Consider the following 26,816-nt stretch of genomic DNA (forward strand, 5'->3'; position numbering starts at 1 on the left):
GCACAATGCATTCGCTTTACGATGCCTTGTGCATTTCAAATACGCTTAACGTGATAAAACGTTAATTAAGCTTCAGCTTGAGCTTCACCTTGCTGAGCTTGTTGCTGTAGGTAGTTCATAAACAATGCATCAAAGTTCACTGGTGCAAGGTTTAGTTGAGGGAAAGTACCTTTCACAACTAGGCTTGAAATCGTTTCACGTGCGTATGGGAATAGCACGTTTGGACAGAATGCACCTAGGCAATGTGCCAATTGGCCCGCTTCCATGTTATCAGCAGAGAAAATACCACCTTGCTGAACTTCACATAGGAATGCCGTTTCTTCCGCATTTTGTACGGTTACAGTTAAACGAAGAATCACTTCGTAAACGCCCGCACCTAGTTCACGGCTTTGCGTGTCTAGATCTAACTTCACTTCTGGGTTCCAATCTTTTTGGAACATGTCAGGTGAGTTTGGCGCTTCAAAAGAAACGTCTTTTAGGAAGATACGTTGAATTGCGAAGTTCTGTGCTTCTTGTTTTGGTGCTGCTTCAGCCATTATTGAATCCTTTATGCCTTAATATCAAAGTTTGCTTGAGACTAACTGAGAGAGGCGCTTAACACTAAACTTGCCAACAAATTCGTGGCAATCTTCACATCTCTCAGCGTCAACCGCTGCTTAATTCGCCAGCGTTACTTGCGGTGATTACTTCTTACCGCGAACAAGCGGTAGGTTGCCTTCACTCCAAGCAATCAAACCACTCTTCAGCACGTAGACTTTTTCAAAGCCTGCTTTTGCTAGAAGGTTTGCACTCTCTTGTGCTGTTTGACCGGTTTTACATACCACGATAATTGGGTCTGATTTACGATTTTCAAGGCTACCGAAGTTACCCGCTTTGATATCCGAAGGTAAAATGTGAAGTGCTTCGGTAATATGACCTTTTTTAAATTCGTCTTTCGCACGAATATCAACCACCACACCGTTCTCACGGTTGATCAGTTGAGTGGTCTCACCCACAGAGATCTCTTTGTAAGCCGCTGTTGATGTTTTAACGATATTCATGATTAGGGCAATAAGTAGGCCGACCCAAACCACAGACATGATCATATTTTCTTGGAAAAACGCGATGTACTCTTGCATATCCTGTGCTCTTGTATAGATAGTAGGGCCGACGATCAGCCCTAGTTTTAAATCAGAGTGGGAGTATAACGGGCTTGGTTGTTCTAGGCGAGTCCAGAACCGAAAGAATCAGCGATCGTGACCACGCTTTGCGGGATTACTGTCGACAATTCTTTTCTTACCCATTGGCCGCCCTAGCAATGAGACCTGAACACTCGAACCTAAACAATCGAACCAGAACAATCAGACCTAAGCGATCGGAAATGGAAACGCGGTGACTTGATCAATATGATCTTGGCCGAGCGCCAGCATAATCAAACGATCAATCCCCAATGCCACTCCCGCACACGCAGGCAAGCCGGATTGTAATGCCGCAATTAAATGATAATCGATCGGTTGTGCGCTCAATCCCATCTCGATGCGCTTGGCATTATCTTGCTCAAAACGCGCCAATTGCTCATCTGGGTTGTCCAACTCATGGAAACCATTAGCCAATTCAATGCCTTTAAAGTAGACCTCAAAACGATCCGCCACACGCGGGTCGTTTGGATTGATCTTCGCCAGTGCCGCTTGTGACGCGGGGAAATCATAAACAAAAGCCGGTACGGTTTGGCCAATCTTCGCTTCAACGCCAATGCTAAACAGCAGTTGTAGCAACGTATCACGGTCTTCTTCTGGCTCGGCAATGTCACTCAAACCCAGTGATGCCGCCGCGCGTTTTAGCTCTGCCATTGAGCCTTCAAGCGGGCAAATCCCCAACACCTTCATAAAGGCTTGCTGATAAGTCATTCGCTCTGCTGCACTGCATTGAATGATCAACTGCAATAAGTCATCCATCTCATCCATCAACTGATGATGGTCAAACCCAACACGATACCATTCCAGCATAGTAAATTCAGGGTTGTGATAACGGCCGTTTTCTTCGTTACGAAAAGCTTTGTTGATTTGGTAGATGCAGCCACTGCCCGCCGCAAGCAGGCGCTTCATATGAAATTCTGGGCTAGTCATCAAATACAGTTTGCTGCCATCGGCATAACCAGGGCCGATGAAATCCGTTTGAAAAGTATGTAGATGGTAATCGGTAACCGTGGCATGACTCATCGAGGGTGTATCCACTTCCAGCACATGACGACAGGAAAAAAACTGACGGATTTTGCTGAGTAATTCAGCGCGCTGTTTAAGTAATTCTATCGATGCAGTCGGTTGCCAATTCATATTTTAGCCTTATTTTTTTAAGCATATTTACACAGACGGCGAACATATCACTTTTCATTCTAGACGCAAGCGCAACAACCAAGCCCTTTCAGTTCGCGCTTGATTGAGAAAAATTTGTGTCTAAAAACGGATATTGATTAACACCTAACCCAACGTGCTACAGATAAATTTCAACATGCCCGCAACACCATTTACATCCCCCTCTGCACATAAAAATACCATGCCGTGATTACTCTCACATATCCTGCATTTTCTATGCTCTCTTTTGCATTACCGGAACAAAATCCGGAATACATCAATTTTTACATCTTTCCCCTCTCTTACACTAAGTTGTACCACTTTTGAGTTACGTGTAGCACGTCATTCTTGTACAGAACACTGTCTGTAACCAATACCTGCACGCACTCTCTTACTATAACAAGCGGAATTGACCGCACTTACACACTGGAGGATAACTGTGCAAACTATCATCACAGATATCGCAGTCATCGGCGCTGGCGGCGCTGGTCTTCGTACTGCTATTGCAGCGGCTGAAGCAAACCCTGACTTAGAAGTTGCTTTAATTTCTAAAGTTTACCCAATGCGCTCCCACACGGTTGCAGCCGAGGGTGGCTCAGCAGCAGTTATCAAGGAAGAAGATAGCTTAGACAATCACTTCAACGATACCGTTGGTGGTGGTGACTGGCTATGTGAACAGGATGTTGTTGAATACTTCGTGGCGAATTCAACCCGCGAAATGATTCAAATGGAACAGTGGGGCTGCCCATGGAGCCGTAAAGAAAACGGCGAAGTGAACGTTCGTCGTTTCGGCGGTATGAAGGTTGAGCGTACTTGGTTCGCGGCCGACAAAACTGGCTTCCACATGCTTCACACCCTTTTCCAGACTTCAATAAAGTACCAAAACATCAAACGTTTTGATGAATACTTTGTGGTTGACCTATTGGTTGACGAAGGTGAAGTGCAAGGTCTTGTTGCTATCCATATGGCGGAAGGCGAGCTTGTTACGATTAAAGCAAAATCGGTTGTATTAGCAACGGGTGGCGCAGGTCGTGTTTACCACTGTAACACCAATGGCGGTATCGTTACGGGCGACGGCATGGCAATGGCTTACCGTCACGGCGTACCTCTACGTGATATGGAATTCGTTCAATACCACCCAACCGGTCTACCGGGTACGGGCATCTTGATGACGGAAGGTTGTCGTGGTGAAGGCGGTATCATCGTTAACAAGAACGGCTACCGTTACCTACAAGATTACGGCATGGGCCCGGAAACTCCGGTTGGCCAGCCAAAAAACAAATACATGGAACTGGGTCCACGTGACAAAGTTTCTCAAGCGTTCTGGCATGAGCAGCAAAAAGGCAACACCATTCAACACCCACTGGGTGATGTGGTTCACCTTGACCTTCGCCACCTAGGTGAAGAGTACCTGCAAGAGCGTCTACCGTTTATCTGTGAGCTCGCTAAAGCTTACGTGAACGTTGACCCTGCAAAAGAGCCAATTCCAATTCGCCCTACCGTGCACTACACCATGGGTGGTATTGAAACTAACGGCCAGTGTGAGACTCGCATCAAAGGTCTATTCGCCGTTGGTGAATGTGCTTCTGTTGGTCTGCACGGCGCAAACCGTCTTGGTTCTAACTCACTGGCTGAGTTTGTTGTATTTGGCCGTGTTGCCGGTGAACAAGCGGTTGCTCGTGCAGCAGAATTCAAAGGCTGGAATGACGAGTCAATTGCTGAGCAAGTGAAAGCGGTTGAAGCACGCATTGCGGCGCTACTTGACCAAGAAGGCGATGAAAACTGGGCTGAAATCCGTACTGAAATGGGTCGTTCCATGGAAGCGGGTTGTGGTATCTACCGCCAAGAAGATTTGATGCAAGCGACGATCGATAAGATCACTGAGCTTAAAGCTCGCTACAAAAAAATCAGCATCAAAGACAAAGGCAAAGTGTTCAACACTGACCTTCTTTACGCTATCGAAATCGGTTACGGCCTTGAAGTGGCAGAAGCGATGGTTCACTCAGCGATTTTACGTAAAGAATCTCGCGGTGCGCACCAACGTCTTGATGACAACTGCACTGAGCGTGACGATGTGAACTTCCTTAAGCACACACTTGCTTTCTACCAACCTGATGCGGCACCAAACATTGATTACAGCGATGTCACTATCACTAAATCACAGCCTAAAGCCCGTTTGTACGGTGAAGCCGCTGAAAAAGCAGCCGCAGAAGAAGCAAAAGCAGCAGAGAAGAAAGTAGAGGAGCAAGCATAATGTCAGCTAATCGCATCCAGAAAGTCGATGTTCTACGTTATGACCCAGCGCACGATTCAGAACCTCGCATTCAAACATTTGAAGTGCCATTTGATGACACCATGTCTGTGCTTGATGCTCTAGGCTACATCAAAGATCACCTAGACAAAGACCTTTCTTACCGCTGGTCTTGCCGTATGGCAATCTGTGGTTCGTGCGGCATCATGGTCAATGGCGTGCCAAAGCTAGCATGTAAATGCTTCCTACGTGATTACCCGAACGGTGTGAAGATCGAGCCACTGGCGAACTTCCCTATCGAGAAAGATTTGATTGTTGATATGACGCCGTTCATCGAGCGCCTAGAAGCTATCAAGCCTTACATCATCGGTAACGATCGTAAACCTGAAGACGGCACTAACCTGCAAACCCCTGAGCAAATGGCGAAGTACAAGCAATTTGCTGGCTGCATCAACTGTGGCCTTTGCTACGCAGCATGTCCTCAGTTTGGCCTAAACCCTGAGTTTATCGGCCCTGCAGCACTGACCATGGCGCACCGTTACAACTTAGACAGCCGTGATAACGGTAAAGCTGAGCGTATGGCGCTGATCAACGGTAAAAACGGCGCTTGGGGCTGTACCTTTGTGGGTTACTGTTCTGAAGTGTGTCCGAAGAACGTCGATCCTGCGGCTGCGGTAAACCAAGGTAAAATTGAATCATCAATGGACTTTGTGATTGCGATGCTAAAGCCTGATGGTAAACCTGTAAAAAGCACCGAGGAGGCATAAGGATGAGTAATCGTAAACCTTACGTTCGTGAAATGAAACGTACGTGGTGGCAAAGCAGCCCGTTCTATCGCTTCTACATGATGCGTGAAGCAACGGTACTACCTTTGATTCTATTTACTGTGTTCCTAACCATCGGTTTGGGCTCATTAGTAAAAGGACCAGAAGCATGGCAAGCTTGGCTTGAGTTTATGGCCAACCCACTGGTTGTGGCGATCAACATCGTTGCACTGGCTGGTAGCCTTTTGCACGCGCAAACCTTCTTTAGCATGATGCCGCAAGTGATGCCAATCCGCATCAAAGGCAAAACAGTCGATAAGAAATTGATCGTCCTTGCTCAATGGGCAGCGGTTGCGTTTATTTCTCTTGTTGTTCTGATCGTTGTTTAAGGAGCGATGTTATGACCCCAAATTTCAAAGTTGATCATTCACCACGTCGCTCAGATGAGCCTATCTGGTGGAGCCTATTTGGCACGGGCGGTACATGGTTTGCCATGATCACGCCTATCACGGTATTGGTACTGGGCATCCTTGCACCACTAGGTATTATTGATGTGGAAGCATTGAGCTACGATCGTGTGTCTGAGTTCGCGACCAGCATCATCGGCGCGCTATTTATCATCGGCAGCCTTGCGCTACCAATGTGGCATGCGATGCACCGTGTGCACCACGGCATGCACGACCTTAAATTCCACACCGGTGTGGCAGGTAAGATCGCATGTTACGCATTTGCAGGTTTAATCTCTGCACTGGCGGTAATTTTCGTTTTTATGATCTAATCTCTTCTCCAAGCTGTGTTAACAGCACCGATTAGAAACATAAGCCAAGAGGTAGATGCCCAGCATCTGCCTCTTTTTTATTGCCCATAGATTTGTCATTCTCAAACGCCAGAGAATAAAAAAGCCGACCGAAGTCGACTTTTCAATGTTGTTCTTACTGATGTTGATTAAAGAATAAAACGACTTAGGTCTTCATCTTCAACAAACTCACCAAGACGTTTTTGCACGTAATCCGCATCAATCGTCATGCTGCTACCCGGCTTTTCGGTCGCTTCAAATGAAATTTCATCCATTAAGCGCTCCATCACCGTGTGCAAACGACGCGCACCAATGTTCTCGGTGGTTTCATTCACCGTCCAAGCGGCTTCAGCGATTTGAGTAATGCCATCTTCAGTGAAGTCGATGTTCACATCTTCGGTTTTTAGCAACGCAATATACTGCTCAGTCAGCGACGCTTTAGGCTCGGTTAGGATACGTTTGAAGTCATTGCTTGATAGGGCTTCAAGCTCAACTCGAATCGGTAAACGACCTTGCAGCTCTGGGATCAAATCCGATGGCTTCGCCACTTGGAATGCACCAGATGCAATAAACAGAATGTGGTCGGTTTTCACCATACCGTGCTTAGTTGAAACCGTGCTGCCTTCAATCAATGGCAGTAAGTCACGCTGAACACCTTCACGGGATACGTCAGGGCCTGAGCTTTCACCACGCTTACAGATCTTGTCGATCTCATCGATGAAGACAATACCGTTGTTTTCAACGTTAAAGATCGCCTGCTCTTTCAGATCTTCTGCGTTCACCAGTTTCGCCGCTTCTTCTTCAACCAGCGCTTTCATCGCGTCTTTGATTTTCATCTTGCGCTTTTTCTTGGTGTCGCCAGCAAGATTCGAGAACATGCTTTGCAGCTGGTTGGTCATTTCTTCCATACCAGGAGGCGCCATGATCTCTACGCCCATCTGTGGCGCAGCAACATCAATCTCAATGTCTTTATCGTCTAACTGACCTTCACGTAGCTTTTTACGGAAAATTTGACGCGTGTTAGATTGGCTGTTGTCTTCTTGTTGCTCATTTTGACCCCAAGCATCACGTGCTGGCGGCAATAAAGCATCAAGAATGCGTTCTTCCGCTTGCTCTTCCGCGCGGAACTTCACTTTTTCCATCTCTTGCTGATGGGTCATCTTAATCGCTGCATCGGTCAGATCGCGAATGATGGTTTCCACTTCTTTACCAACATAACCCACTTCGGTGAACTTAGTCGCTTCTACTTTGATAAATGGCGCATTGGCCAGTTTTGCCAAACGACGGGCGATTTCAGTTTTACCCACACCCGTTGGGCCAATCATCAAAATATTCTTTGGTGAAACTTCTACGCGCAAGCTCTCTTCAAGCTGCATACGACGCCAGCGGTTACGCAGCGCAATCGCCACTGAGCGTTTAGCATTATCTTGGCCAATGATATGGCGATTCAGTTCATGAACGATTTCACGAGGGGTCATCTCAGACATAATCAGGTTCCTTAAGTTCTTATTCCACTATCTTTTATTCAGCGCTCGGTTGGGCTGGGATTTCTAGTTCGTCGATAGTGTGATGATGGTTGGTGAAGACACAGATGTCGCCCGCGATGGTTAATGCTTTTTCAGCAATTTCACGCGCACTTAAATCGGTATTTTCTAATAGGGCAATCGCCGCCGCTTGTGCATAGTTGCCGCCAGAGCCGATCGCAATCAGATCGTGCTCAGGCTGAACGACATCGCCGTTACCAGTAATGATCAATGACGCGGTTTCATCCGCCACCACCAGCAGCGCTTCTAGCTTACGTAGCGCGCGATCGCTGCGCCAATCTTTCGCCAATTCAACCGCTGCTTTCGTCAGGTGGCCTTGGTGCATTTGCAGCTTGCTTTCAAAGCGTTCAAACAAGGTGAACGCATCCGCCGTGCCACCAGCGAAACCCGCCAACACTTTACCGTTATATAGGCGGCGAACTTTACGCGCATTACCTTTCATTACGGTATTGCCTAGCGATACTTGTCCGTCACCCGCGATGACAACTTTGTTATTTCGACGTACTGAAACGATGGTAGTCACGTGTAGGGCCTCTTATATAGTTATGTACTTCTAAAAGAGTATATGCGGATCAGTTTAAGAAAATTCAAGGGAACATGCTTGTATGCACATTCTCAATCTGTGATTTTATTTATCATAATCATGTCTCTACACTTAAGCATCAAACATATGATGCATTCAGCCCAATAATCTTACTGCGCTCTTGTATAAAAACTATGCTCAAGTACACTCCTGCTTCTAAGCAGAATCGCGGTGCATTTTATAAGCAATTTGTAAATTGCATAACGCATAAGCAATGTAAGAATATGTAGCTTACGGCTGGAATTTTCTGTACACGTTTTATTTTACTGAATCGTCCAATTATTGGTCGTGATTTACACAGTTCCAGTTGCGACAATATGATAATGAATGGATAATTAACCAGTTAGCCCTAAACGCAATTTTTACTGCGTATATTCGTCATCTGAATATACGTGCACTTTTATTACTTACAATTTGGCACGCGCTTTTTACTTAAACTCTGATAATGACGACTGAACGTTGTAAGCCAAACTGACTAAATGACTCTGTAAACATGATATTCAACAAAAACCTTTTGCTTACACTGGTCCTTCCCGCTTTATTAGCAGGGTGTACTACGCCAGGTTCTCACTTATCAATCGACAACAAAAACATCGTTGAGTTTGATGACAATCAGGAATCAACGTTAGCAGAGCACATTAACCTTTATCCGCTAACGGCACATACTGTTGGTTCTTTTGCTCATCAACAACATTTTGCTTCCCAGCCGAATCCAAAACTTGATTCACAAGTTGCCAATTACGAATACCACATTGGCCCCGGAGATATATTGAACGTCACCGTGTGGGACCACCCAGAACTGACCATTCCGGCAGGATCGTACCGCAGTGCATCTGAAGCCGGTAACTGGGTACACGCTGATGGCACTATTTTTTATCCTTACATCGGTACGGTAGCCGTTGCAGGAAAAACAGTGCGTGAGATAAGAAGTGATATCGCACAGCAGTTGGCACGCTATCTTGAAAGCCCTCAAATCGACGTCAATGTTGCCGCATTTCGTTCACAAAAAACCTACATCACTGGTGAAGTAAAAAAACCTGGACAACAAGCGATTAGTAACATCCCCCTAACCGTACTTGATGCCATCAATCGTGCGGGTGGGTTAGCAGAAGACGCTGATTGGCGCAATGTCACCTTAACGCGCAATGGTAAAGAAGAGGCTATTTCGCTTTATGCACTGATGCAACGTGGTGATCTGATGCAGAACCGCCTATTGCAAGCAGGCGACATTGTGCATGTGCCACGCAATGACAACCAAAAAGTATTTGTAATGGGTGAAGTGAATGACCCCAAGCTGCTCAAAATAGATCGTGCAGGCATGAGCCTCACTGAAGCGCTAAGTAATGTGGGTGGCATTAATCAACTTTCCGCAGATGCTACCGGTGTTTTTGTTATTCGCACTGCAGATAAAGAATCCGAACACCTAGCCGATATCTTCCAACTGGATATTAATGATGCATCCGCCTTGGTTATCGGTACTGAATTTGACTTGCAGCCCTACGATATTGTTTATGTTACGGCAGCACCTATCGTGCGCTGGAACCGTGTAATAGCACAACTACTGCCAACGATTACGGGCTTTAATGAACTAACCGAGGGTGTACTACGCGTACGCAACTGGCCATAGAACGTAACTCATTCATTTAAAAGGAGCGCCTAACAAGGTCCTTGTTAGGCGACACTACAACTATGTTTAATAAAATTCTTGTTGTTTGCGTAGGTAATATTTGTCGCTCTCCAACCGGTGAGGGCGTTCTCAAAAAGCTACTGCCCAACAAACACATCGCGTCTGCCGGTATTGCCACAGAAAAAAGTCATTTAACTGGCAGGCCGGCGGATAAAACAGCCACACTATTAGCTCAAGAGCACGGTATTGATATTTCGTCTCACCTAGCACAACAGCTCACGCCGGCACTATGTGCGCAATATGATCTGATTTTAGTGATGGAAAAAGGCCATATTGAGGCTTTAACCTCAATTGCGCCTGAAGCGCGAGGTAAAACGATGCTCTTTGGTCAATGGATTGGACAAAAAGAGATACCCGACCCCCACAGGCAAAGTCGGGAAGCCTTTGATTATGCTTACCAACTCATTGAAGAGTCTGCGCAAGCTTGGGCTAAAAAACTGTAACGGCTCACCAGTGACTCCCCCAAAATTTTGGGATGGCCAAATTAAGAAGACTTCATTTTTCATTATGACAACACAACAATCACAACATACATCAGAGCATCACTCTGATGAAATCGACCTTGGCAAATTATTCGGCATTCTATTGGATGCAAAATGGCTAATTGTTGCCGTAACGGCCTTGTTTGCGGTTATCGGTGTAACCGTTGCATTGCTATCGACCCCGATCTATAAAGCTGACGCCCTTCTGCAAATTGAAGAAAAAAGCTCTGGTGGCATTTCTGCAATGGTAGGTGACATGGGGGATATGTTTTCCCAAGAATCTTCTGCGACCACTGAAATTGAGATCATTAAATCACGCATGATCTTGGGCGATACCGTTGAGGAATTCAACTTAACCACCGTTGCGACCCCTAACTACTTCCCTCTATTCGGTAAAGGTATCGCACGCCTCTCCGGTGATGTGAACCGCATTAGTATCAGTCGTTTCACCACTCCAACATTCGCAGAGATGATGGCGCATAAGTTGGTGGTGACCAATGCGGATCAAAAGACGTATCAGCTAGTCCGTGAAGATGAACGAATTGTTTTAGAAGGTAAGGCTGGTGAACTTGCTCAGCAAGATGGCTATGCGCTATTTGTTACTGACTTACAATCTCACAATGAATTTGAGTTCGACATTGCACAACGCAGCCCTCTGCAAGCGATTGAATGGCTGAAACAAAACCTAGCAATTAGTGAGCGTGGTAAACAAACCGGTATTCTAAGCTTAAGTTTTGAAGGTGAAGATCGCACGTTAATCAAGCAAATCGTCGATCACATCAGCCAAACCTACTTTTTACAAAACGTGGAACGCAATTCTGCAGAAGCACAAAAAAGCCTAGCATTTCTAAAGCAACATTTGCCGGACATAAAAACCAGTTTGACCGCCTCTGAAGATACCTTGAATAACTTTCGTCAAAAAAACGAATCGATTGATTTAGGCCTAGAAGCACAATCCACCTTAAAGGTGATGGTAGAGCTGGAAGCGCAGTTAAATGAACTAACGTTTAAAGAGAGTGATATCAGTCAACGCTTTACGAAGGATCACCCCGCTTACATTTCGCTCTTAGACAAGCGTAATACCTTGTTGGCCGAAAAAGACCGCTTAAACCAACAAGTACAAAAGCTACCAAAGACACAACGTGAAATTTTACGCATGACGCGTGATGTGGAAGTTAATCAACAGATTTACATTCAACTTCTAAATAAAGTACAAGAGTTGAGTATTATCAAGGCCAGTACCGTCGGTAATGTGCGTATTCTTGACTCAGCGCAAACGTATGCAGCACCGGTAAAACCAAAGAAACCACTAATTGCAGTATTAGCGACTCTACTTGGCGGAATGCTCAGTGTGGCGTTTGTGTTGATCAAAGCGGCGTTTCATCGTGGAGTAGAAAACCCAGACGAGATTGAGCAGATTGGTCTTTCCGTGTATGCCAGCATTCCTCGCTCTGAAATGCAAGAAAACCGCTTTAGCAAAACCAATAGAAAAAAAGAAGCGACGACATCGAAGCAAATGCAGCTTTTGGCAGAAGCCAACCCTGCCGACCTATCGATAGAGGCTCTTCGTGGTCTACGAACTAGCCTACACTTTGCCATGATGGAAGCACAAAACAATGTACTAATGATTTCTGGCCCTGCGCCTGGTATAGGTAAATCTTTTGTTTCAACCAACTTTGCTGCCGTTGCGGCTAAAACAGGCCAGCGTGTCCTGTTGATCGATGCGGATATGCGTAAAGGCTACCTACAAAGAAGCTTTGGCATGCAATGGGATAATGGGCTTTCCGATCTATTAAGTGGAAAATTAGATAAGCTTCAATCCATTAAAACAACGAGCATTGAAAACTTAGACATTATTACCCGTGGGCAAATACCGCCAAACCCATCCGAACTATTAATGCACGCTCGCTTTAAAGAACTACTTGATTGGGCTAGCCGTGAATATGATTTAGTTATCATTGACACGCCACCTGTTTTGGCTGTTACCGACCCAAGTATTGTGGGTGCTTTAGCGGGGACAACCTTAATGGTGGCCCGCTTTGGACTGAATACCGTGAAAGAAATTGACGTTGCCCGCGACCGTTTTGAGAAAGCCGGTATTGAAGTGAAAGGCGTCATCCTTAACGCGGTAGAGAAAAAGGCTTCTAGCTCCTACGGCTATGGTTACTATAACTATGCGTATAAGAGTGACAAATAATTACCTGTTAATTATATTGAATTACATTTTATGGCATTTATAAAAACAAACCCTTGTGCAATTTACCGCATAAGAAATGTCACATAGAATAAGCCATGGAGTGCTTAAAACTCCAACACCAATGTTTCAATCTGTAAATTTACAAGGATAAAATAATGAAAAATATTGCTTTAGCAATGTTAGTTGCCCTTGGCGCATCAACAAATGCGTTTGCTGCAACTGAAGCTGGCGCAACAGCAACTGGCGGCACCGCTGGCGGCACGACAGCAGCAGCAGCAGCCACCGGCGTTGCAACATCAACGGCAATTGCGGTTGGCGTTGCGGTGACCGTGGCAGCAGTGGCGGTTGCTGCCTCTGATGACAACGACGGTTCTGACGGCACTGACGGCACTGGCCAATAATTGCTCAGCCCAAAATATAAACACCCTTAGCCTCGCTGAGGGTGTTTTTTTAGTCGTTCGTAATTAATAAAATTCAAAATAAGCCGATTCTCCTTATTTCATTTTTAGGATGAACTAATGATTCACTTTTTCAGAGCCCTACTGATCCTTGTACTCGTAACCCTTTCTGGCTGCTCACAAAAATTCCAAGATGTTAATGCCACGATGCAAGAAGCCTTTTTAGGCTTTGATGACATTAATATGACCCAAGCCCAAGTTGCAGAACTGGATTACGCCAGTATTTATGCACGTATCAACCATGGTCCCCAAATATTCATGGTATTGGCACTGGTCGACATCAATCCAATAACAGGCAATGAACAGTTAAAATGGATGTCATCCGATGGCGCAATGATCACCACAGAAAATGGCCGTGTGATAAAAACGACGGCATTACCTGGCGCAAATTTAGTTGGCCTTTCATCAAATACTCAACTTGCTTTACCTAATCGACAAGTGACGTCCTGGCAAAGTGTATATGATTGGCAACCAGGCTATCACTATAGCAAGCTGGCGCAGGTGGAGAGCTTTCCTGTGGGCTTAAAGACTCTTTCGTCATTGTTGTGGATTAAACCCACCATTCAAGTGCGTGAAATCATCACCTTTGCCGACACTCAGCAACAAATGCAAAACGACTATTGGATAGATAAACAAGGCCAAGTGGTGAAAAGCGAACAATCGCTGGTACCGAATGAACTGTTTATTGAAATTGAAGTATTAAAGCCGTATGCAGGCTAAACAATGATGAATTTTCGCCGAATGAATTACGATAAAAAAGATCGCCTCTGCAACAGCGCGCTTTCATTGGTCTTACTTGGCCTATTTATGTCCCCACCCTCTCAAGCGGACACATTAAGCGTAACACTACCTGCAGTACAAACTACTCTCAGCTATGAGCACCCTGTACGTTTAGATAGGGTATTTACCGATGCCATAGCACAAAGCGGAGGTGTTTCACCAGCGCAGTACTTCGTGGCCAACAAGCTATTTAATCTTGATAAAGCAGAGCAAATTAACCAGCTAAAGCAGCAGGTACTCGAACAACTCAACGCGTTAGCGTTGGAGCGCTCAAAATTTAAAACGTCCAGTGAACTTCTTGCGCGCCAAATAGAAAGTTGGAATGTGGCTTACAGAGAAAATCTCAATCTCGATTTTGATGTCATTCGCACCCAGCCAACGGCAAATCCGATGTTGAGTGGCCATTTTGCACTGGTGGCAGAAAATCGTTCGTCACTCGTTAATATTGAAGGGCTCGTCTTTCAACCGCAGCCATTAAATTTTTCATCAAACTTAACGCTGCGTGACTACATTAACCAAGTCGATATCTTCTCTAGTGCCCACCCTAGTTATGCTTGGGTCATTTATCCTGATGGTCATACCATCAGAGTGGGCTACGCCCAGTGGAATGAAGAGATCATTCAACTCACGCCCAATAGTGTCATCTTTTTAGGTTTTGATTCTGACTCCGACCACACCCTTAAGCTTGAAGAGCAAATCGTGAAACTAATAACTATGAGAACAAACATAAAATGAAGATCCGCAAGTTAACCTTACTGTTGTCCTCATTTAGCTTGCTCTCTGCCACTAATGCAAATGCAGACGCCACATGGCAAGTGTCACAGACTGATTTTGGTGGCACAGGCTTGATGCAAACCCCGACGGGACGAATGGCCGATGAAGGTGAGTTCAATGTCGGTATCAGCCTCAATGATGACTACCATCATTATAATGTCTCACTCCAATTAATGAGCTGGTTAGAAACCACCATTCGCTACACGCGTGTGCCGGATCTCTATTTCAGTAATGACAGTGAATACAGCGGTGACAACTTATACACCGATAAAGGCATCGACTTTAAAATTCGCTTGCTCGAAGAGAGCCAATGGCTACCGGAAACCTCCATTGGCGTGCGCGACTTTGGTGGTACGGGTTTATTTGATGCCGAGTACATCGCGGCGACAAAACGCTTTGGAAACCTCGATTTTACCTTAGGGTTAGGCTGGGGCTATTTAGGCCAAAGCGGATCAATCACCAATCCATTTTGCAAAGCCAGTGATCGATTTTGTACTCGCCCTGATGATTATAAAGGCACCGGTGGTAGCGTGGATTACGATCGTTGGTTTAAAGGCCCAGCCTCACTGTTTGGTGGCATTGAATACCAAACACCCTACGCTCCACTACGCTTGAAACTGGAATACGAAGGTAACGATTACAGCGAAGACTTTCCCGTAAAACGAGGGAAAGAATTGCCGCAACACACACCTTGGAACATCGGTATCAATTACCGACTTGGGGATTGGGGCGATGCCAAACTGAGCTACCAACGTGGTGACACGCTGACGCTCGGTTTTAACCTTTATACCAACTTTAATGAGATGCAAGCCGTATGGCGAGACGAGCCTAAGCAGCAATCGCTACTGCGCCCGTCAAGCAATACCACAAACGGCAATACAAACTGGCAGACAGTCGCTAACCAGCTAGAAAGTAATGCTGGCTACGAAAAAAACACTATCGCAAAACAAGACAACTCGATCGTTGTCACCGGTGAGCAAAGTAAATATCGCGATCGAAATGAAGCATTAGATCGAGCGGCGGCCATCCTCACCAATAACAGTGATGACTCAATCGACTCTTTTGTTGTGGTAGAGCAAAAAGATGGTATGCAACTAACTGAAACGCGCATTGACCGTAAAGAATACATCGCAGCAGCGAACAATATGCAGATTGGTGCCAAGGTAGAGAACAGTTTCTCGAGTGGAGAACCTACGACGACTCAACGAAATCAATCTATTGCAACCACGAAAGAACGCTGGGGCTATGGCATTGAACCAGTACTAAAACAGACTATCGGTGCACCTGAGGCATTTTACTTATACAGTCTTGGCGTGAATGCCAAATCGAACTACTGGCTAAGCGACAATGTTGAAGTCGCCGGGTCTATCTATCTTAACCTAGTGGATAACTACGATAAGTTTAACTATGTCGAGAACTCGCCTCACGTACGCAACTATGCCACGCCACGTGTACGCACCATGTTCCGTGCTTACGTGGATGAACCCCTGCGCTTGAACCGTTTGCAGTTAACCTGGTTTGAGCAACCAGCTGAGGCCATTTACACCCAAATGTATGGGGGTTACTTAGAGTCTATGTTTGCAGGTGTGGGCGGTGAAATTCTTTACCGACCATATGGCAAAAACTGGGCTGTCGGTTTGGATGCAAACCTGATTAGTCAGCGTGACCCGAATTCATGGTTTGGCGTCTATAGCGAAGATTACTTCTTCTACGATGAAGCGACTTGTAATAACCCAACGCCACAGTGCCAAGCTTACGTATTAAGCCAAGGCACCACTGGCCACTTAACCGGTTATTACATGCCAAAATGGGCATTGTTTGAGAGCACCTTATTTAAAGTGAGTGCGGGTAAGTTCTTAGGTGGCGACGTTGGTGCGCGAGTGGATTTTTCTAAGCAGTTTAAATCTGGCGTCATCGTAGGCGCTTACGCAACATTGACAGATCTCACCGCTGAAGAATACGGCGAAGGCAGTTACAACAAAGGCTTTTACGTCTCGATTCCATTCGATTTAATGACCGTGAAGCCAAGTACAAATAGAGCTAAAATCTCTTGGCAGCCAATCACCCGTGATGGCGGACAAATGCTTAGTAGAAAATACTATCTATTTGACCAAACCGATGCTCGCTCGCAGTGGAGTCAAAGGCCCAATAGCGTTCAATAACTCAGCATTAAACACCATTGACCTTAGCAGGGCTGAGACACCTCAGCCCTGCTTCTATTTTATCTGAAGCGCCTCCCCTCCTTTAAATACATTCAATACAAAATCATCTTCCGTTTTTCACTGTGTGATTTTATTACAGATGATTACACCTATTATAAAAAATAAAATAACTATTATAATTAACCTATGGATGGTTTAATTGTTAAGTTGCATATACACCAGCATTCACACAGCGTATAATTACTCGAAAAACCATCTCCCATCCACTTTGGCTAGAGCTCCTAACATGTTAATTGAACTATCTTTTGTTGGCTTTTTTTCATTCTCATCGTTGTTCTTGATGCGAAAAGTGGCAAAAACAATCGGCTTGGTTGATAAGCCCAATGAAAGAAAACTTCATGATGGTGCGATCCCACTCGTTGGCGGGATTTCGATATTTCTATCCATCGCTCAATACCTCACAGCAAAACCCGATATCATTCCCAACAGCGAATTGTTCTTATTCTGCCTCACTGTATTAATTTTTGTGGGCGTGCTTGATGATAAGTTTGATATTAGTTTTAAAATAAGACTGACCGTTCAGGCATTGCTTTCCATCTGCATGATGGTCTTTGCTAATCTCCAGCTAGAAAACATTGGTAACGTATTTGGTACTGGTGAGCTTCATTTTGGTTTGCTATCCCCTATCGTCACGACTTTTGCGGTTATAGGGGCAATCAATGCTTTTAACATGGTAGATGGTATTGATGGGCTATTAGGCGGGTTGGCAATAGTGACATTTGCCAGCATTGCGATTTTACTCAACATTGAAAGTAAGCATGGCCTTGCCTACCTTTGCGTGATTTTCATTGCGGCGATCGTCCCTTACATTTGTATGAACTTGGGTATCTTTGGCCGCAAACGAAAAGTGTTTATGGGGGATGCCGGCAGTATGGTGATTGGCTTTACCGTTATCTGGTTACTTCTAGGTGCAAGCCAAGAGCACTCAACAAACTCAATTAGACCTGTCACTGCACTTTGGTTAATCGCGATACCGCTCATGGATATGGCGGCCATTATGATCCGACGTGTTAAGCGCGGGCATTCGCCCTTTAAACCTGACCGCGAGCATTTGCATCATATTTTCCAACGACTCGGTTTAAGCTCTCGCCAAACACTGTTTGTTATCTGCAGTTTTGCAAGTCTGCTCGCGGGCTTTGGTATTTATGGTGAGTTATCTGTTATCCGTGAATCAACGATGTTCATTTTATTCATGATTTGCTTTATTTGTTATGCCATGGCAATGAACTACGTTTGGCGCATTACCAGTTGGATTCGCCGCTCTAGAGGCTTACCAGAGAAGGCTTACTAAGCATTCATCTGCCAACCTTATTACCGTGCGCTCTACACAATTTCCAACCCCAGAAAGCAAAATGGCTAAATTCAGACGATGAACTTAGCCATTTTATTATCAATAATCAAATCTAACATCTAACATCTAACATCTAACATCTAACATCTAACATCTAACATGGGTTAGTTTAGTCCCATGCGTTTCAATGTGGGTAAGCAACTCACTCGATATAATTTTATGCTTAATGATCAAATCAACCTTAAACGGCAATGACGACTGCTCTAAACGATCTTACAAGACGGCAACAACACTTAAGGGAATTCCATTTCCCTCGATAACAATATCAATATCGGAGTAATCTTTATAAGTTCCGAGTGCTCTAGAGCCAAATACCCAGGCATGGGTGACGACGTCGTTATTTAACACAATATCCTCAATCAACTGATATTGATGTGGCTTAAGGCCAATAGAGCCAGCCTTGAGCATGTTGCTATTGCTCACGCCTTTCCCCTTGCGCGCATTTCTCCTCTAAATAGCGCGTGACTTGCCCTATCACGGGTGAGAAGGACTCTAAGATTAGGGCCTGAGCTTCAAGAACATTTGCCTCATCATAAGTATGAAACAATAAATTTCGCTTTATTAGAGCTTCAAGCATGATTTCACATTGTTCCGAAGATAAGTGTTTTGCTTCTAACGTGGTACGAAACACACTTCTTGGCGAAGCGACATCAAACCCTTCGAACTCAAGTAAGTCTTTTAGAGTCTTCCATGTGAGATCAAAAGAAAACTCAAAGGTTTGAACCAATCCTGCTAGTTCTAGCTCATTATAGCTCTCTTGCGAGCACGCTCTCTCAAGCCTCTGCTGCGCTTTGATTAAATGTTGCAGTCGTTGCTTCCAACGGTCTGGATTTGAATTCATATTAACCGCCTAGGGGTAAGGGAAGAGACAAGTTTAACGTAAATCTTAAGCTACCTAATCCCTCAATAAATGTAAATAAACTAAAGGTAGCAAGCCTGCATAGCACATTTCCCCGACACCCAGGTTCTGTTGGTATGAAGTGCGTAACTTTCAAGCTCTCTGGTTGAGCCCACTGCACAACGAAATTTACCACCAAAGCTTTCAGAAAGTTTCAGCCATTCCTCCGCGCTCATATTAAGCCGCTCAAGAATCGTATTATGACTCGGTGGAATATAACCACGCTTATTTGGCCGAACCACTTGGCCTAACGCTTCCACTAGGGCTAAATAATCCAATAAAGAGAACTCAATACCACCTAACTTGGTGAGCACTGAGGGCTGCATTTTTCGCTCATTACCTAAAAAGCCAACCAAGCCTTTAGCGGGTAAAGAGGCGATCTCTCCTTTACCATCATCGCCTTTGCAAGCCACTGAATGAATGCGTTCATAGATGGAGGAAAACTCAGACTCTTCAAGCGATGATGCCATATCAGCCCGAACAGGATTCAAATCGACATAAGCCATACAACTTAGCAGTGCTTTTTCATCCAACAAGGCTTGAGATTTAAAACGCCCTTCCCAAAACCGGCCTTTGCAACCCTCTTCTTTATTCGCTTCACGGGCGACATACTCATTCAGGTTACGCATAAACCAAGAGATGTCTTGCAAACGCTCACGCCATTCATCAATAAGCTCAAGCGTTTTATTGATTTCAGCTGTAGATTTTAACTCACCACCCAGCCAACGACTCACAAGTAAAGGCGCTTTGTATAAGGCAGTCCAACGCTGAGCGATCTCTTCATCACTCCAAAATTCCGCCGATGCCGTATTAACATGCAACACCAAATGGTAGTGGTTCGACATAATGGCATAGGCACACACATCAATCGCAAACACTTGACTAAGCAACCTCATACGCTCGACCAACCAAACTCGGCGATGCTCAAAGTTTTGCCCTGAATAATGGTCTTCACCACACAAAAACGCGCGACGTACACACCGTGAAATGCAGTGATAGTACGCCGTATCTTGAAGGGAAACTTGAGTTGAACGTGCTTGAGTCATCCTGACCACCAGTGAACATAATCTAAACAGATAAAGTAAGGCTAGTCGGCGACTTGAAATCTGTCAAATTGATGGGTGTCCTGTATTTTTGTTAGTTGACCACTACACCACCAGTGAACATAATCCAAACAGATAGACTAAGGCTAGTCGGCGATTTGAAACCTGTCAAATACATGGGTGTCCGGTATTTTGGTCCTGAGACAGTTTGTTTGTAGGTTACTGTATTAAAGGCGAAAAAAAGAACCACAAGGATCACGCCCCAATAGGGGATGAGATTGGATTCACTACACCTTTTCTGTAGCCGTTGGGCCCATTTCTGCTTTGCTGCCTTTCAGATAGACATTTTTATAACAGTAGTTCGTCGCTTCGATATAGCCATCGACGCTACCACAATCAAAACGCTTACCTTTAAACTTGTACGCAATCACACAACCATTTTTGGCTTGCTCTAAAAGCGCATCCGTAATTTGGATTTCACCGCCTTTACCTGGTAGTGTCTCTTCTAAAATATCGAAGATATCTGGAGTTAGAATATAACGACCAATAATCGCTAAGTTACTTGGCGCGGTACCTTGCTCAGGCTTCTCGACCATATCGGTAATACGAATCAGATCATCACTTAAGTGCTCACCGGCAATCACACCGTACTTGTGCGTTTCCGATTCTGGTACTTCTTCCACCGCAACAATAGAGCAGCGGAACTGACGGTACAGCGCGGCCATTTGTGCTAGCACGCCTTGGTCATCATTAATGCAAAGGTCATCAGCCAGAACGACAGCAAATGGGTTGTCACCCACTAACTCTTTTCCCGTTAAAATGGCATGCCCTAGCCCTTTCATTTCACGTTGGCGAATAAAAGTGAACTGCGCCGAATCAATCAAGGAGCGTATATCATCGAGCAAAGGTTCTTTATTGGTGCCTTGAATTTGATGCTCAAGCTCATAATTCTTATCAAAGTGATCCATTAATGAGCTTTTGCCACGGCCAGTAACAACGGCCATGCTGGTCATGCCCGCTTGAATCGCCTCGTCAATGCTATATTCAATAAGCGGTTTGTTAACAATAGGCATCATTTCTTTTGGCATGGATTTAGTTGCAGGTAAAAAGCGCGTACCATAACCGGCAGCGGGGAATAAGCAGTGTTTGATCATTATTTAAATTCTAATGTGTTATTAACTGACGTATATATAAATATTGAGGATAAAACAGATATAACGAAGAAAAGTGCCTCAAACCAGTATGGAATGAGGTACTTTAGCTATCAGAAGGTGTTATTGGTAGACAGGGTATTACTTGAAACAAACCGAGTCGTTTCCAAGTGGAGACTTGAAACTCTACTTGTTGTAGAACTCGCGGTACCACTGAATAAATTCAGCGACGCCTTCTTTAACCGTTACTTTTGGCGTGTAGCCCGTAGCAGTAAACAAGTCTTGTGTCTCAGCATAAGTTTGGTAAACGTCACCAGGTTGCATTTCACGGAAGTTTTTCTTCGCTTCAACGCCTAACTCGTCTTCAATTGCCTTCACAAAATCCATCAAGTTGATTGGAGAGCCATGACCAATGTTGTACACCGCATAAGGCGCAGAGCTGGTTGCTGGAGAACCCGCTTCGACTGTCCAATCGTTATCACGCGTTGGCACCACATCAGTGATACGCACCACCCCTTCAACAATGTCGTTCACGTGTGTGAAATCACGCCACATATCACCGTTATTGTTAATATCAATCGTATCGCCATCGAGAATCTTCTTCGTGAAAATAAACGGTGCCATATCCGGACGTCCCCACGAGCCGTAAACGGTAAAGAAACGTAGGCCTGTGGTTGGAATATCATATAGGTGAGAGTAGCTGTGCGCCATCAGCTCATTCGACTTCTTAGTCGCCGCATACAATGAAACTGGGTGGTCGACCGAATCTGACGTAGCGAATGGTGTTTTAGCATTCAACCCATAAACAGAGCTTGAAGAGGCATAAACCAAGTGCTTCACTTTATTATGACGACACCCTTCAAGAATATTCAAATGACCGACTAAGTTCGAATCTGCATAGGCATGTGGGTTTTCAATAGAATAGCGAACCCCAGCCTGTGCGGCCAAGTGGATCACTTGATCAAATTGCTCAGCTTCAAACAAGTTAGCAACACCATCGCGATCGGCAATATCCAAATGAACCAATTTGAAGTCGTCGTGTTGGATTCGATCCAAGCGTGCTTCTTTCAATGCGACATCGTAGTAGTTATTCAGGTTATCAATACCGACAACCTGATGGCCTTTCGCTGTTAATTGCTCTACTACGGCACTACCGATAAAACCCGCCGCACCCGTTACCAAATATTTCATTATTTTCTTCCTTAATCTGAACCAAATAGATCGCGCGTATACACTTTGTCTTTCACATCCGCCAACTCTTGAGCCATGCGGTTTGAGACAATGACATCACAACTTGACTTGAACTGCTCGAAATCCGTGAGTACTAGTGAGCGGAAGAACTCTTTTTCTTTCAGCTCTGGTTCAAATACTACCACTTCAATGCCTTTTGCCTTCAAGCGTTTCATAATGCCTTGAATGCTTGAAGCTCGGAAGTTATCAGAACCTGACTTCATCACTAAGCGGTAAATACCGACGCGTCTAGGGCTTCTTTTAATAATTGAATCGGCGATAAAATCTTTACGCGTGGTATTAGAGTCAACAATGGCGCCGATAATATTGTTTGGTACATCCGAATAGTTAGCGCGCAGCTGTTTAGTATCTTTTGGTAAGCAGTAACCACCGTAACCAAATGAAGGGTTGTTGTAGTGCGAACCAATACGAGGGTCTAAGCTGACGCCATCGATAATTTGACGTGTATCTAACCCGTGAGATTCGGCATAAGTGTCTAGCTCATTAAAGTAAGCAACACGCAGCGCCAAATAGGTATTAGAGAACAACTTTACGGCTTCGGCTTCGGTTGAATCGGTATACAGGATCTCAACGTCTTTCTTAACCGCACCTTCTAACAACAAGTTCGCAAAAACTTTTGCACGTTCAGAGCGCTCACCTACTACAATACGAGACGGGTGCAGGTTATCGTATAACGCTTTACCCTCACGTAGGAACTCAGGTGAAAACATCAGGTTTTCACATTCAAGTTCCTCTTTAATGCGCGCGGTATAACCCACAGGAACGGTCGATTTAATCACCATCACTGCATTAGGATTAATCGCCATCACGTCCTTAATTACCGCTTCAACGGAAGAGGTATTAAAGTAGTTCGTCTCTACGTCATAATCGGTAGGCGTTGCGATGATGACATACTCAGCATTGGAGTAAGCCAATTCTTTATCGAGCGTTGCGGTGAAGTTTAATGACTTATTCGCCAAGAAATCTTCGATTTCAGCGTCGACAATTGGAGATAATTTATCGTTCAGTAATTTTACTTTCTCTTCGATAATATCGACGGCTACAACTTCATGACGCTGTGATAATAGCATCGCATTAGATAAGCCTACATAGCCTGTACCGGCAATTGCAATTTTCATAATCTGTTCACTTTTAAATTGTTGATTTTATATAATCTGATAACAAGGATTTATATCTAAAGCAGCGCCAACGGATACAGAATTGTTAAACAACAATATTCTTAACGCAGGGCGAACGCATGAGTTATCATTCCGTTAATTGTTACACTTATTTAACTTCTAAAAATACTTATTAGCGAAATATAGGTTATTTCTCAATCAGCCATTAATGGTTAAATGTAGATACAAAAACGTAGATTAGCTTCTAGCTACACTTTTAATTTGTTTCGTTAACAAAAAATCTACTCATGCGTTCGCCTTGATTTTTAACGCTACAGACCGAGAAGGATAACTATCAAGACTGCAACTTGCAGCGGTTTCATAATATCTTCCCATTTTCTCACAGTCTTAGTTTGAGCAATTCACAAGTCACGCCCCAATACAACAGCAAATGGGCTATGCCTACAATTCCTTGCCAGACAAACCTCATGCTCCAGACCTTTCATATCTCATTGCAAATAAAAATGTACTACGCAGTAGTTCTTTATTGATTCCTTTTTGATACACCTGATCATAATTCTCATTGAAGTAATCCGCCTGCCAGGGCGACCGTATGAGTTGGTTTTATGTTAACCAAAGTCTTATATATTGTAATCACTGGCCGAAATTGCGCTATAAAAGAAAACAAAATCTAGATATGACGTTTAAAAATCACACATTAGTATTTCGATTTTCGGTCTGCACTTGTTGGTAATTTTTTGCTGATAACAAATTTCTAACTCATACGGTTGCCCTGATCCGCCTGCAAGCTTTTAGCACGCCCCGTGGCCACAGTCATGTTGGTCATGTTGGTCATGTTGCAACCTTTTCTGTAAAGAGGCAGTGGCGAATCATGTCAACAATTACTTGTATATTTTAATAAAGCATTAGTGTTACTAGAGAAATATTTATATATTAAATTACGATATCATACATTTAAATAACTTATCGTTACTAATTACTTACTGTTTCCCATCTTTTATTTACGTAATTATTTTCACCTACATCTATCTTTAATACATTCGCCGGTACTCCCGCAGATGTGGCATTATCTGGGATATCGCGTGTCACTACAGCACCTGCACCTATCTTGACGTTTTTTCCAATAATAACGTTTTCAACAATACAAACATTCGGTCCTATGTAGACATTATCACCGATAACGGCTGCCTTGTTATGGTTAGACCCTATTGTTGTAAACTGAGATAAATTAATATTATTACCAAGTATCGCAGAGCCGTTAATGACAATTGCGTAACCGTGTCCGATGTAAAGACCATAACCTATATTTGTACACACTGGTATATCTAACATATATTTTCTTCGAAAACGATAATGCTGCACCTTAGCAATAAACTTCAAAAACTTACTATTACTAAAACGACAAACTCTCAACCAAAAAGAAAACTTAAAACCTGGATTGAATAAGTAATGCCTAATAAAGTTAATAATATTAACCTTATCTATTCCAACGTAGCGACACAAATCACTTTTTATATAATCTATCAAGATAACCACCAAAAAAATATCACGTCTAGCACTAAAATTATACAACTCGACTTTCAACCAAACTAAAGAAATATCTTGAATATTCTTCAATTATCTTATCCACGCCAAATCTATTAGTGATGTCATTTATTATCTCATCACTTTTGTAATGACCAGAATCAAATTTTTCGATTGACTCAGCTAAGCATTCAATATTAATTTCTTCGCACTCACCGTAAGTAACCAAATCACCTATAATGTTCGAATTAATTATGTCGGCTGTACCACCTGGAGAATTATAGGCGATAATAGGTAGTCCAATAATACATGCTTCCAATACTACGTTTGGGAAACCTTCATAGCGTGAACTTAGTATATAAACATCGCTATTTTTGAAGTAAAAAAATGGGTTAGATACTGTACCTTTAAACTTTACCTTGTCCGAGATGTTAAGCTTACTAGCAAGATCTTCTAGCTCTTCTTTCTTAGTACCATCACCCAATATGATAAGCTCATATTTTCGTTTAACACGAGAGAGAGCCCTCAACAGTAAATCGAAGCCCTTTTGATTTTCCAGCCTCCCTGCTACTACAATCCGCAATTTATCTTGAATTTGACTTAAGGATCGTTCAGAATTTTCCGTAATTCCACAAATATACTTTACATCCACAGGATTATTTATTACTTTTATCGAATTTTTGTCTATCCCGTAGTTCTCGATTAAGTCACGTTCCATAAAATGACATTGACATATGATATTGTCTAGATTTTTATAAACAGTCTTATATAGAAAGTTGTATAATGCTGGGTATGATTTATCTTTGTTGGCACTTGAAACGGTATTAGATTCTCTAGTAATAACAACAGTATATTTATTGAAGAAGCATTTAATCATGCTTACCACTAAGTTAAACTCACCTAAAGAACTAAAAAGTATATCAGGCCTTTCTGAGTTAACTAGTTTTACTATATCAAAAATTGCGTTACGCACTCTTGGTTTGTCAATAGTAATAATTTTTACATGGTCTGATACATTGTCGATGTAGCGCCCTTCTTTTTTAACCAGAGTTAAAGTAACATCGAATTTTTCAGGATCGAGGTTATTACACAATAAACTTATAACCCGTTCAGTTCCTCCTCCCCCCAAAAATGGCATAAGAAACATGATTTTTATTTTATTCATTTCAATCGCTCAAACACTTCAAGATTGTTCCAGCCTCTAGTGACCTAGAGACAACTCTACCAGCACCAATTACACAATTATCCCCAATGTTTATATTACCTATAATAACCGCGCCGGTATAAATAGTAACATTGCTACCAATGACCGGATAAAAATCAGAGTGTGCATTAGATTTTCCAATAGTTACCCCCTGATAAATAACACAATTTTTACCTAGCAAAACCCCCTTACCAATAACAATTCCAATAGGATGAGGGAGATGAATTTGTTGTATACATAGTTGCTTAACGCCAATTGAAAAATCATTAGAAGCATATCTAGTAAAGCTTCTATAAAATATCACAAAAAGAAGATAGTTAATGATGTTACTTGTTATTTTCTTCGCCATTAAATAAATTTAATAAATAATTATTATAAAAAAATTATCAATTTTAAATGGATTAAAAT

General features: G+C 43.5%; 25 protein-coding genes and 1 pseudogene. 12 read left to right on the forward strand and 14 right to left on the reverse strand.

Features of this window, described 5'->3' with window-relative positions:
• Positions 1–65 precede the first annotated feature (65 nt).
• From secB to epmA, 3 genes are all read right to left on the reverse strand, one after another.
• Positions 66–536 carry a protein-export chaperone SecB gene (gene secB / locus OJ16_RS11000; protein WP_040990599.1) on the reverse strand — a complete coding sequence of 157 codons (471 nt, stop codon included), beginning with the start codon at positions 534–536 and terminating at the stop codon, positions 66–68.
• Between the two features lie 147 nt (positions 537–683).
• Entirely contained in the window at positions 684–1,118 is a 435-nt protein-coding gene (locus tag OJ16_RS11005) for a rhodanese-like domain-containing protein (protein ID WP_040990601.1), read from the reverse strand.
• A 228-nt stretch (positions 1,119–1,346) separates the two neighbouring features.
• Positions 1,347–2,312 (reverse strand): elongation factor P--(R)-beta-lysine ligase, encoded by a 966-nt coding sequence (gene epmA, locus OJ16_RS11010; RefSeq protein WP_040990603.1) that lies wholly within the window; start codon positions 2,310–2,312, stop codon positions 1,347–1,349.
• Positions 2,313–2,769: 457 nt separating this feature from the next.
• Here epmA and frdA point away from each other — a divergent pair, with 457 nt between their 5' ends.
• From frdA to frdD, 4 genes are read left to right on the forward strand one after another with little or no spacing between them, the layout of a single operon-like run.
• Positions 2,770–4,584, forward strand: coding sequence for a fumarate reductase (quinol) flavoprotein subunit (gene frdA, locus OJ16_RS11015; protein ID WP_040990605.1), 1,815 nt, complete (start codon positions 2,770–2,772; stop codon positions 4,582–4,584).
• Entirely contained in the window at positions 4,584–5,348 is a 765-nt protein-coding gene (locus tag OJ16_RS11020) for a succinate dehydrogenase/fumarate reductase iron-sulfur subunit (RefSeq protein ID WP_040990607.1), read from the forward strand. Before frdA ends, OJ16_RS11020 begins: the two co-directional genes overlap by 1 nt.
• Positions 5,349–5,350: 2 nt before the next feature.
• The gene (frdC, locus tag OJ16_RS11025) at positions 5,351–5,734 is read left to right on the forward strand and encodes a fumarate reductase subunit FrdC (RefSeq protein WP_040990609.1); all 384 of its coding nucleotides are present in this window, start codon (positions 5,351–5,353) and stop codon (positions 5,732–5,734) included.
• Positions 5,735–5,745: 11 nt separating this feature from the next.
• On the forward strand, positions 5,746–6,123 hold the full coding sequence (frdD, locus tag OJ16_RS11030) for a fumarate reductase subunit FrdD (protein ID WP_040990611.1): 378 nt from the start codon (positions 5,746–5,748) through the stop codon (positions 6,121–6,123).
• Positions 6,124–6,290: 167 nt separating this feature from the next.
• Here the strand turns inward: frdD and hslU are convergent, their stop codons facing one another.
• On the reverse strand, positions 6,291–7,628 hold the full coding sequence (gene hslU, locus OJ16_RS11035) for an HslU--HslV peptidase ATPase subunit (protein ID WP_040990612.1): 1,338 nt from the start codon (positions 7,626–7,628) through the stop codon (positions 6,291–6,293).
• A gap of 34 nt (positions 7,629–7,662) precedes the next feature.
• Positions 7,663–8,208: an ATP-dependent protease subunit HslV gene (gene hslV, locus OJ16_RS11040; protein ID WP_006714764.1), complete on the reverse strand. Its 546-nt coding sequence runs from the start codon at positions 8,206–8,208 to the stop codon at positions 7,663–7,665.
• A gap of 553 nt (positions 8,209–8,761) precedes the next feature.
• Here hslV and OJ16_RS11045 point away from each other — a divergent pair.
• The 8 genes from OJ16_RS11045 (at position 8,762) to wecA (ending at position 18,159) form a co-directional block, all read left to right on the forward strand.
• Positions 8,762–9,895 (forward strand): polysaccharide export protein, encoded by a 1,134-nt coding sequence (locus OJ16_RS11045; protein ID WP_040990615.1) that lies wholly within the window; start codon positions 8,762–8,764, stop codon positions 9,893–9,895.
• 62 nt (positions 9,896–9,957) lie between these two features.
• On the forward strand, positions 9,958–10,398 hold the full coding sequence (locus tag OJ16_RS11050) for a low molecular weight protein-tyrosine-phosphatase (protein ID WP_040990616.1): 441 nt from the start codon (positions 9,958–9,960) through the stop codon (positions 10,396–10,398).
• 64 nt (positions 10,399–10,462) lie between these two features.
• On the forward strand, positions 10,463–12,634 hold the full coding sequence (locus OJ16_RS11055; protein WP_040990618.1) for a polysaccharide biosynthesis tyrosine autokinase: 2,172 nt from the start codon (positions 10,463–10,465) through the stop codon (positions 12,632–12,634).
• Positions 12,635–12,789: 155 nt separating this feature from the next.
• Entirely contained in the window at positions 12,790–13,035 is a 246-nt protein-coding gene (locus tag OJ16_RS11060) for a hypothetical protein (protein ID WP_040990620.1), read from the forward strand.
• A gap of 117 nt (positions 13,036–13,152) precedes the next feature.
• Entirely contained in the window at positions 13,153–13,812 is a 660-nt protein-coding gene (locus OJ16_RS11065; RefSeq protein ID WP_040990622.1) for a YjbF family lipoprotein, read from the forward strand.
• 3 nt (positions 13,813–13,815) lie between these two features.
• Positions 13,816–14,607 (forward strand): capsule biosynthesis GfcC family protein, encoded by a 792-nt coding sequence (locus tag OJ16_RS11070; RefSeq protein WP_052810292.1) that lies wholly within the window; start codon positions 13,816–13,818, stop codon positions 14,605–14,607.
• A complete protein-coding gene (locus OJ16_RS11075; RefSeq protein ID WP_040990624.1) occupies positions 14,604–16,808 on the forward strand; it encodes a YjbH domain-containing protein in 2,205 nt (734 codons plus the stop codon). The genes OJ16_RS11070 and OJ16_RS11075 overlap by 4 nt, the downstream gene beginning before the upstream one ends.
• Before the next feature lie 286 nt (positions 16,809–17,094).
• Entirely contained in the window at positions 17,095–18,159 is a 1,065-nt protein-coding gene (gene wecA / locus OJ16_RS11080) for a UDP-N-acetylglucosamine--undecaprenyl-phosphate N-acetylglucosaminephosphotransferase (RefSeq protein WP_040990626.1), read from the forward strand.
• Between the two features lie 147 nt (positions 18,160–18,306).
• Here wecA and OJ16_RS20265 read toward each other — a convergent pair.
• From OJ16_RS20265 to OJ16_RS11125, 9 genes and pseudogenes are all read right to left on the reverse strand, one after another.
• Positions 18,307–18,627, reverse strand: a pseudogene (locus OJ16_RS20265) (nucleotidyltransferase family protein).
• A gap of 4 nt (positions 18,628–18,631) precedes the next feature.
• A complete protein-coding gene (locus tag OJ16_RS11090; RefSeq protein WP_040990627.1) occupies positions 18,632–19,060 on the reverse strand; it encodes an HI0074 family nucleotidyltransferase substrate-binding subunit in 429 nt (142 codons plus the stop codon).
• Positions 19,061–19,140: 80 nt separating this feature from the next.
• The gene (locus tag OJ16_RS11095) at positions 19,141–20,163 is read right to left on the reverse strand and encodes a transposase (protein ID WP_052810294.1); all 1,023 of its coding nucleotides are present in this window, start codon (positions 20,161–20,163) and stop codon (positions 19,141–19,143) included.
• Between the two features lie 284 nt (positions 20,164–20,447).
• The gene (gene galU, locus OJ16_RS11100) at positions 20,448–21,314 is read right to left on the reverse strand and encodes a UTP--glucose-1-phosphate uridylyltransferase GalU (protein WP_040990629.1); all 867 of its coding nucleotides are present in this window, start codon (positions 21,312–21,314) and stop codon (positions 20,448–20,450) included.
• 183 nt (positions 21,315–21,497) lie between these two features.
• On the reverse strand, positions 21,498–22,502 hold the full coding sequence (locus tag OJ16_RS11105; protein ID WP_040990631.1) for an NAD-dependent epimerase: 1,005 nt from the start codon (positions 22,500–22,502) through the stop codon (positions 21,498–21,500).
• Positions 22,503–22,513: 11 nt separating this feature from the next.
• Positions 22,514–23,680, reverse strand: coding sequence for a nucleotide sugar dehydrogenase (locus OJ16_RS11110; protein WP_040990633.1), 1,167 nt, complete (start codon positions 23,678–23,680; stop codon positions 22,514–22,516).
• Positions 23,681–24,652: 972 nt separating this feature from the next.
• A complete protein-coding gene (locus OJ16_RS11115; protein WP_236688398.1) occupies positions 24,653–25,297 on the reverse strand; it encodes a serine acetyltransferase in 645 nt (214 codons plus the stop codon).
• Entirely contained in the window at positions 25,245–26,369 is a 1,125-nt protein-coding gene (locus OJ16_RS11120; RefSeq protein WP_040990635.1) for a glycosyltransferase, read from the reverse strand. The genes OJ16_RS11115 and OJ16_RS11120 overlap by 53 nt, the downstream gene beginning before the upstream one ends.
• 1 nt (position 26,370) lies before the next feature.
• Positions 26,371–26,757 (reverse strand): serine O-acetyltransferase, encoded by a 387-nt coding sequence (locus OJ16_RS11125; RefSeq protein WP_052811644.1) that lies wholly within the window; start codon positions 26,755–26,757, stop codon positions 26,371–26,373.
• Positions 26,758–26,816: the final 59 nt, after the last annotated feature.

Source organism: Vibrio renipiscarius (assembly GCF_000827885.1).
Taxonomy (GTDB): domain Bacteria; phylum Pseudomonadota; class Gammaproteobacteria; order Enterobacterales; family Vibrionaceae; genus Vibrio; species Vibrio renipiscarius.

Excerpts from the sequence above, each read along its gene's own strand:
- secB (WP_040990599.1), bottom strand. The coding sequence starts at position 536 with ATGGCTGAAGCAGCACCAAAACAAGAAGCACAGAACTTCGCAATTCAA.
- OJ16_RS11005 (WP_040990601.1), bottom strand. The coding sequence starts at position 1,118 with ATGCAAGAGTACATCGCGTTTTTCCAAGAAAATATGATCATGTCTGTG.
- epmA (WP_040990603.1), bottom strand. The coding sequence starts at position 2,312 with ATGAATTGGCAACCGACTGCATCGATAGAATTACTTAAACAGCGCGCT.
- OJ16_RS11020 (WP_040990607.1), top strand. The coding sequence starts at position 4,584 with ATGTCAGCTAATCGCATCCAGAAAGTCGATGTTCTACGTTATGACCCA.
- frdC (WP_040990609.1), top strand. The coding sequence starts at position 5,351 with ATGAGTAATCGTAAACCTTACGTTCGTGAAATGAAACGTACGTGGTGG.
- frdD (WP_040990611.1), top strand. The coding sequence starts at position 5,746 with ATGACCCCAAATTTCAAAGTTGATCATTCACCACGTCGCTCAGATGAG.
- hslU (WP_040990612.1), bottom strand. The coding sequence starts at position 7,628 with ATGTCTGAGATGACCCCTCGTGAAATCGTTCATGAACTGAATCGCCAT.
- OJ16_RS11045 (WP_040990615.1), top strand. The coding sequence starts at position 8,762 with ATGATATTCAACAAAAACCTTTTGCTTACACTGGTCCTTCCCGCTTTA.
- OJ16_RS11050 (WP_040990616.1), top strand. The coding sequence starts at position 9,958 with ATGTTTAATAAAATTCTTGTTGTTTGCGTAGGTAATATTTGTCGCTCT.
- OJ16_RS11055 (WP_040990618.1), top strand. The coding sequence starts at position 10,463 with ATGACAACACAACAATCACAACATACATCAGAGCATCACTCTGATGAA.
- OJ16_RS11060 (WP_040990620.1), top strand. The coding sequence starts at position 12,790 with ATGAAAAATATTGCTTTAGCAATGTTAGTTGCCCTTGGCGCATCAACA.
- OJ16_RS11065 (WP_040990622.1), top strand. The coding sequence starts at position 13,153 with ATGATTCACTTTTTCAGAGCCCTACTGATCCTTGTACTCGTAACCCTT.
- OJ16_RS11070 (WP_052810292.1), top strand. The coding sequence starts at position 13,816 with ATGATGAATTTTCGCCGAATGAATTACGATAAAAAAGATCGCCTCTGC.
- OJ16_RS11075 (WP_040990624.1), top strand. The coding sequence starts at position 14,604 with ATGAAGATCCGCAAGTTAACCTTACTGTTGTCCTCATTTAGCTTGCTC.
- wecA (WP_040990626.1), top strand. The coding sequence starts at position 17,095 with ATGTTAATTGAACTATCTTTTGTTGGCTTTTTTTCATTCTCATCGTTG.
- OJ16_RS11090 (WP_040990627.1), bottom strand. The coding sequence starts at position 19,060 with ATGAATTCAAATCCAGACCGTTGGAAGCAACGACTGCAACATTTAATC.
- OJ16_RS11095 (WP_052810294.1), bottom strand. The coding sequence starts at position 20,163 with ATGACTCAAGCACGTTCAACTCAAGTTTCCCTTCAAGATACGGCGTAC.
- galU (WP_040990629.1), bottom strand. The coding sequence starts at position 21,314 with ATGATCAAACACTGCTTATTCCCCGCTGCCGGTTATGGTACGCGCTTT.
- OJ16_RS11105 (WP_040990631.1), bottom strand. The coding sequence starts at position 22,502 with ATGAAATATTTGGTAACGGGTGCGGCGGGTTTTATCGGTAGTGCCGTA.
- OJ16_RS11110 (WP_040990633.1), bottom strand. The coding sequence starts at position 23,680 with ATGAAAATTGCAATTGCCGGTACAGGCTATGTAGGCTTATCTAATGCG.
- OJ16_RS11120 (WP_040990635.1), bottom strand. The coding sequence starts at position 26,369 with ATGAATAAAATAAAAATCATGTTTCTTATGCCATTTTTGGGGGGAGGA.
- OJ16_RS11125 (WP_052811644.1), bottom strand. The coding sequence starts at position 26,757 with ATGGCGAAGAAAATAACAAGTAACATCATTAACTATCTTCTTTTTGTG.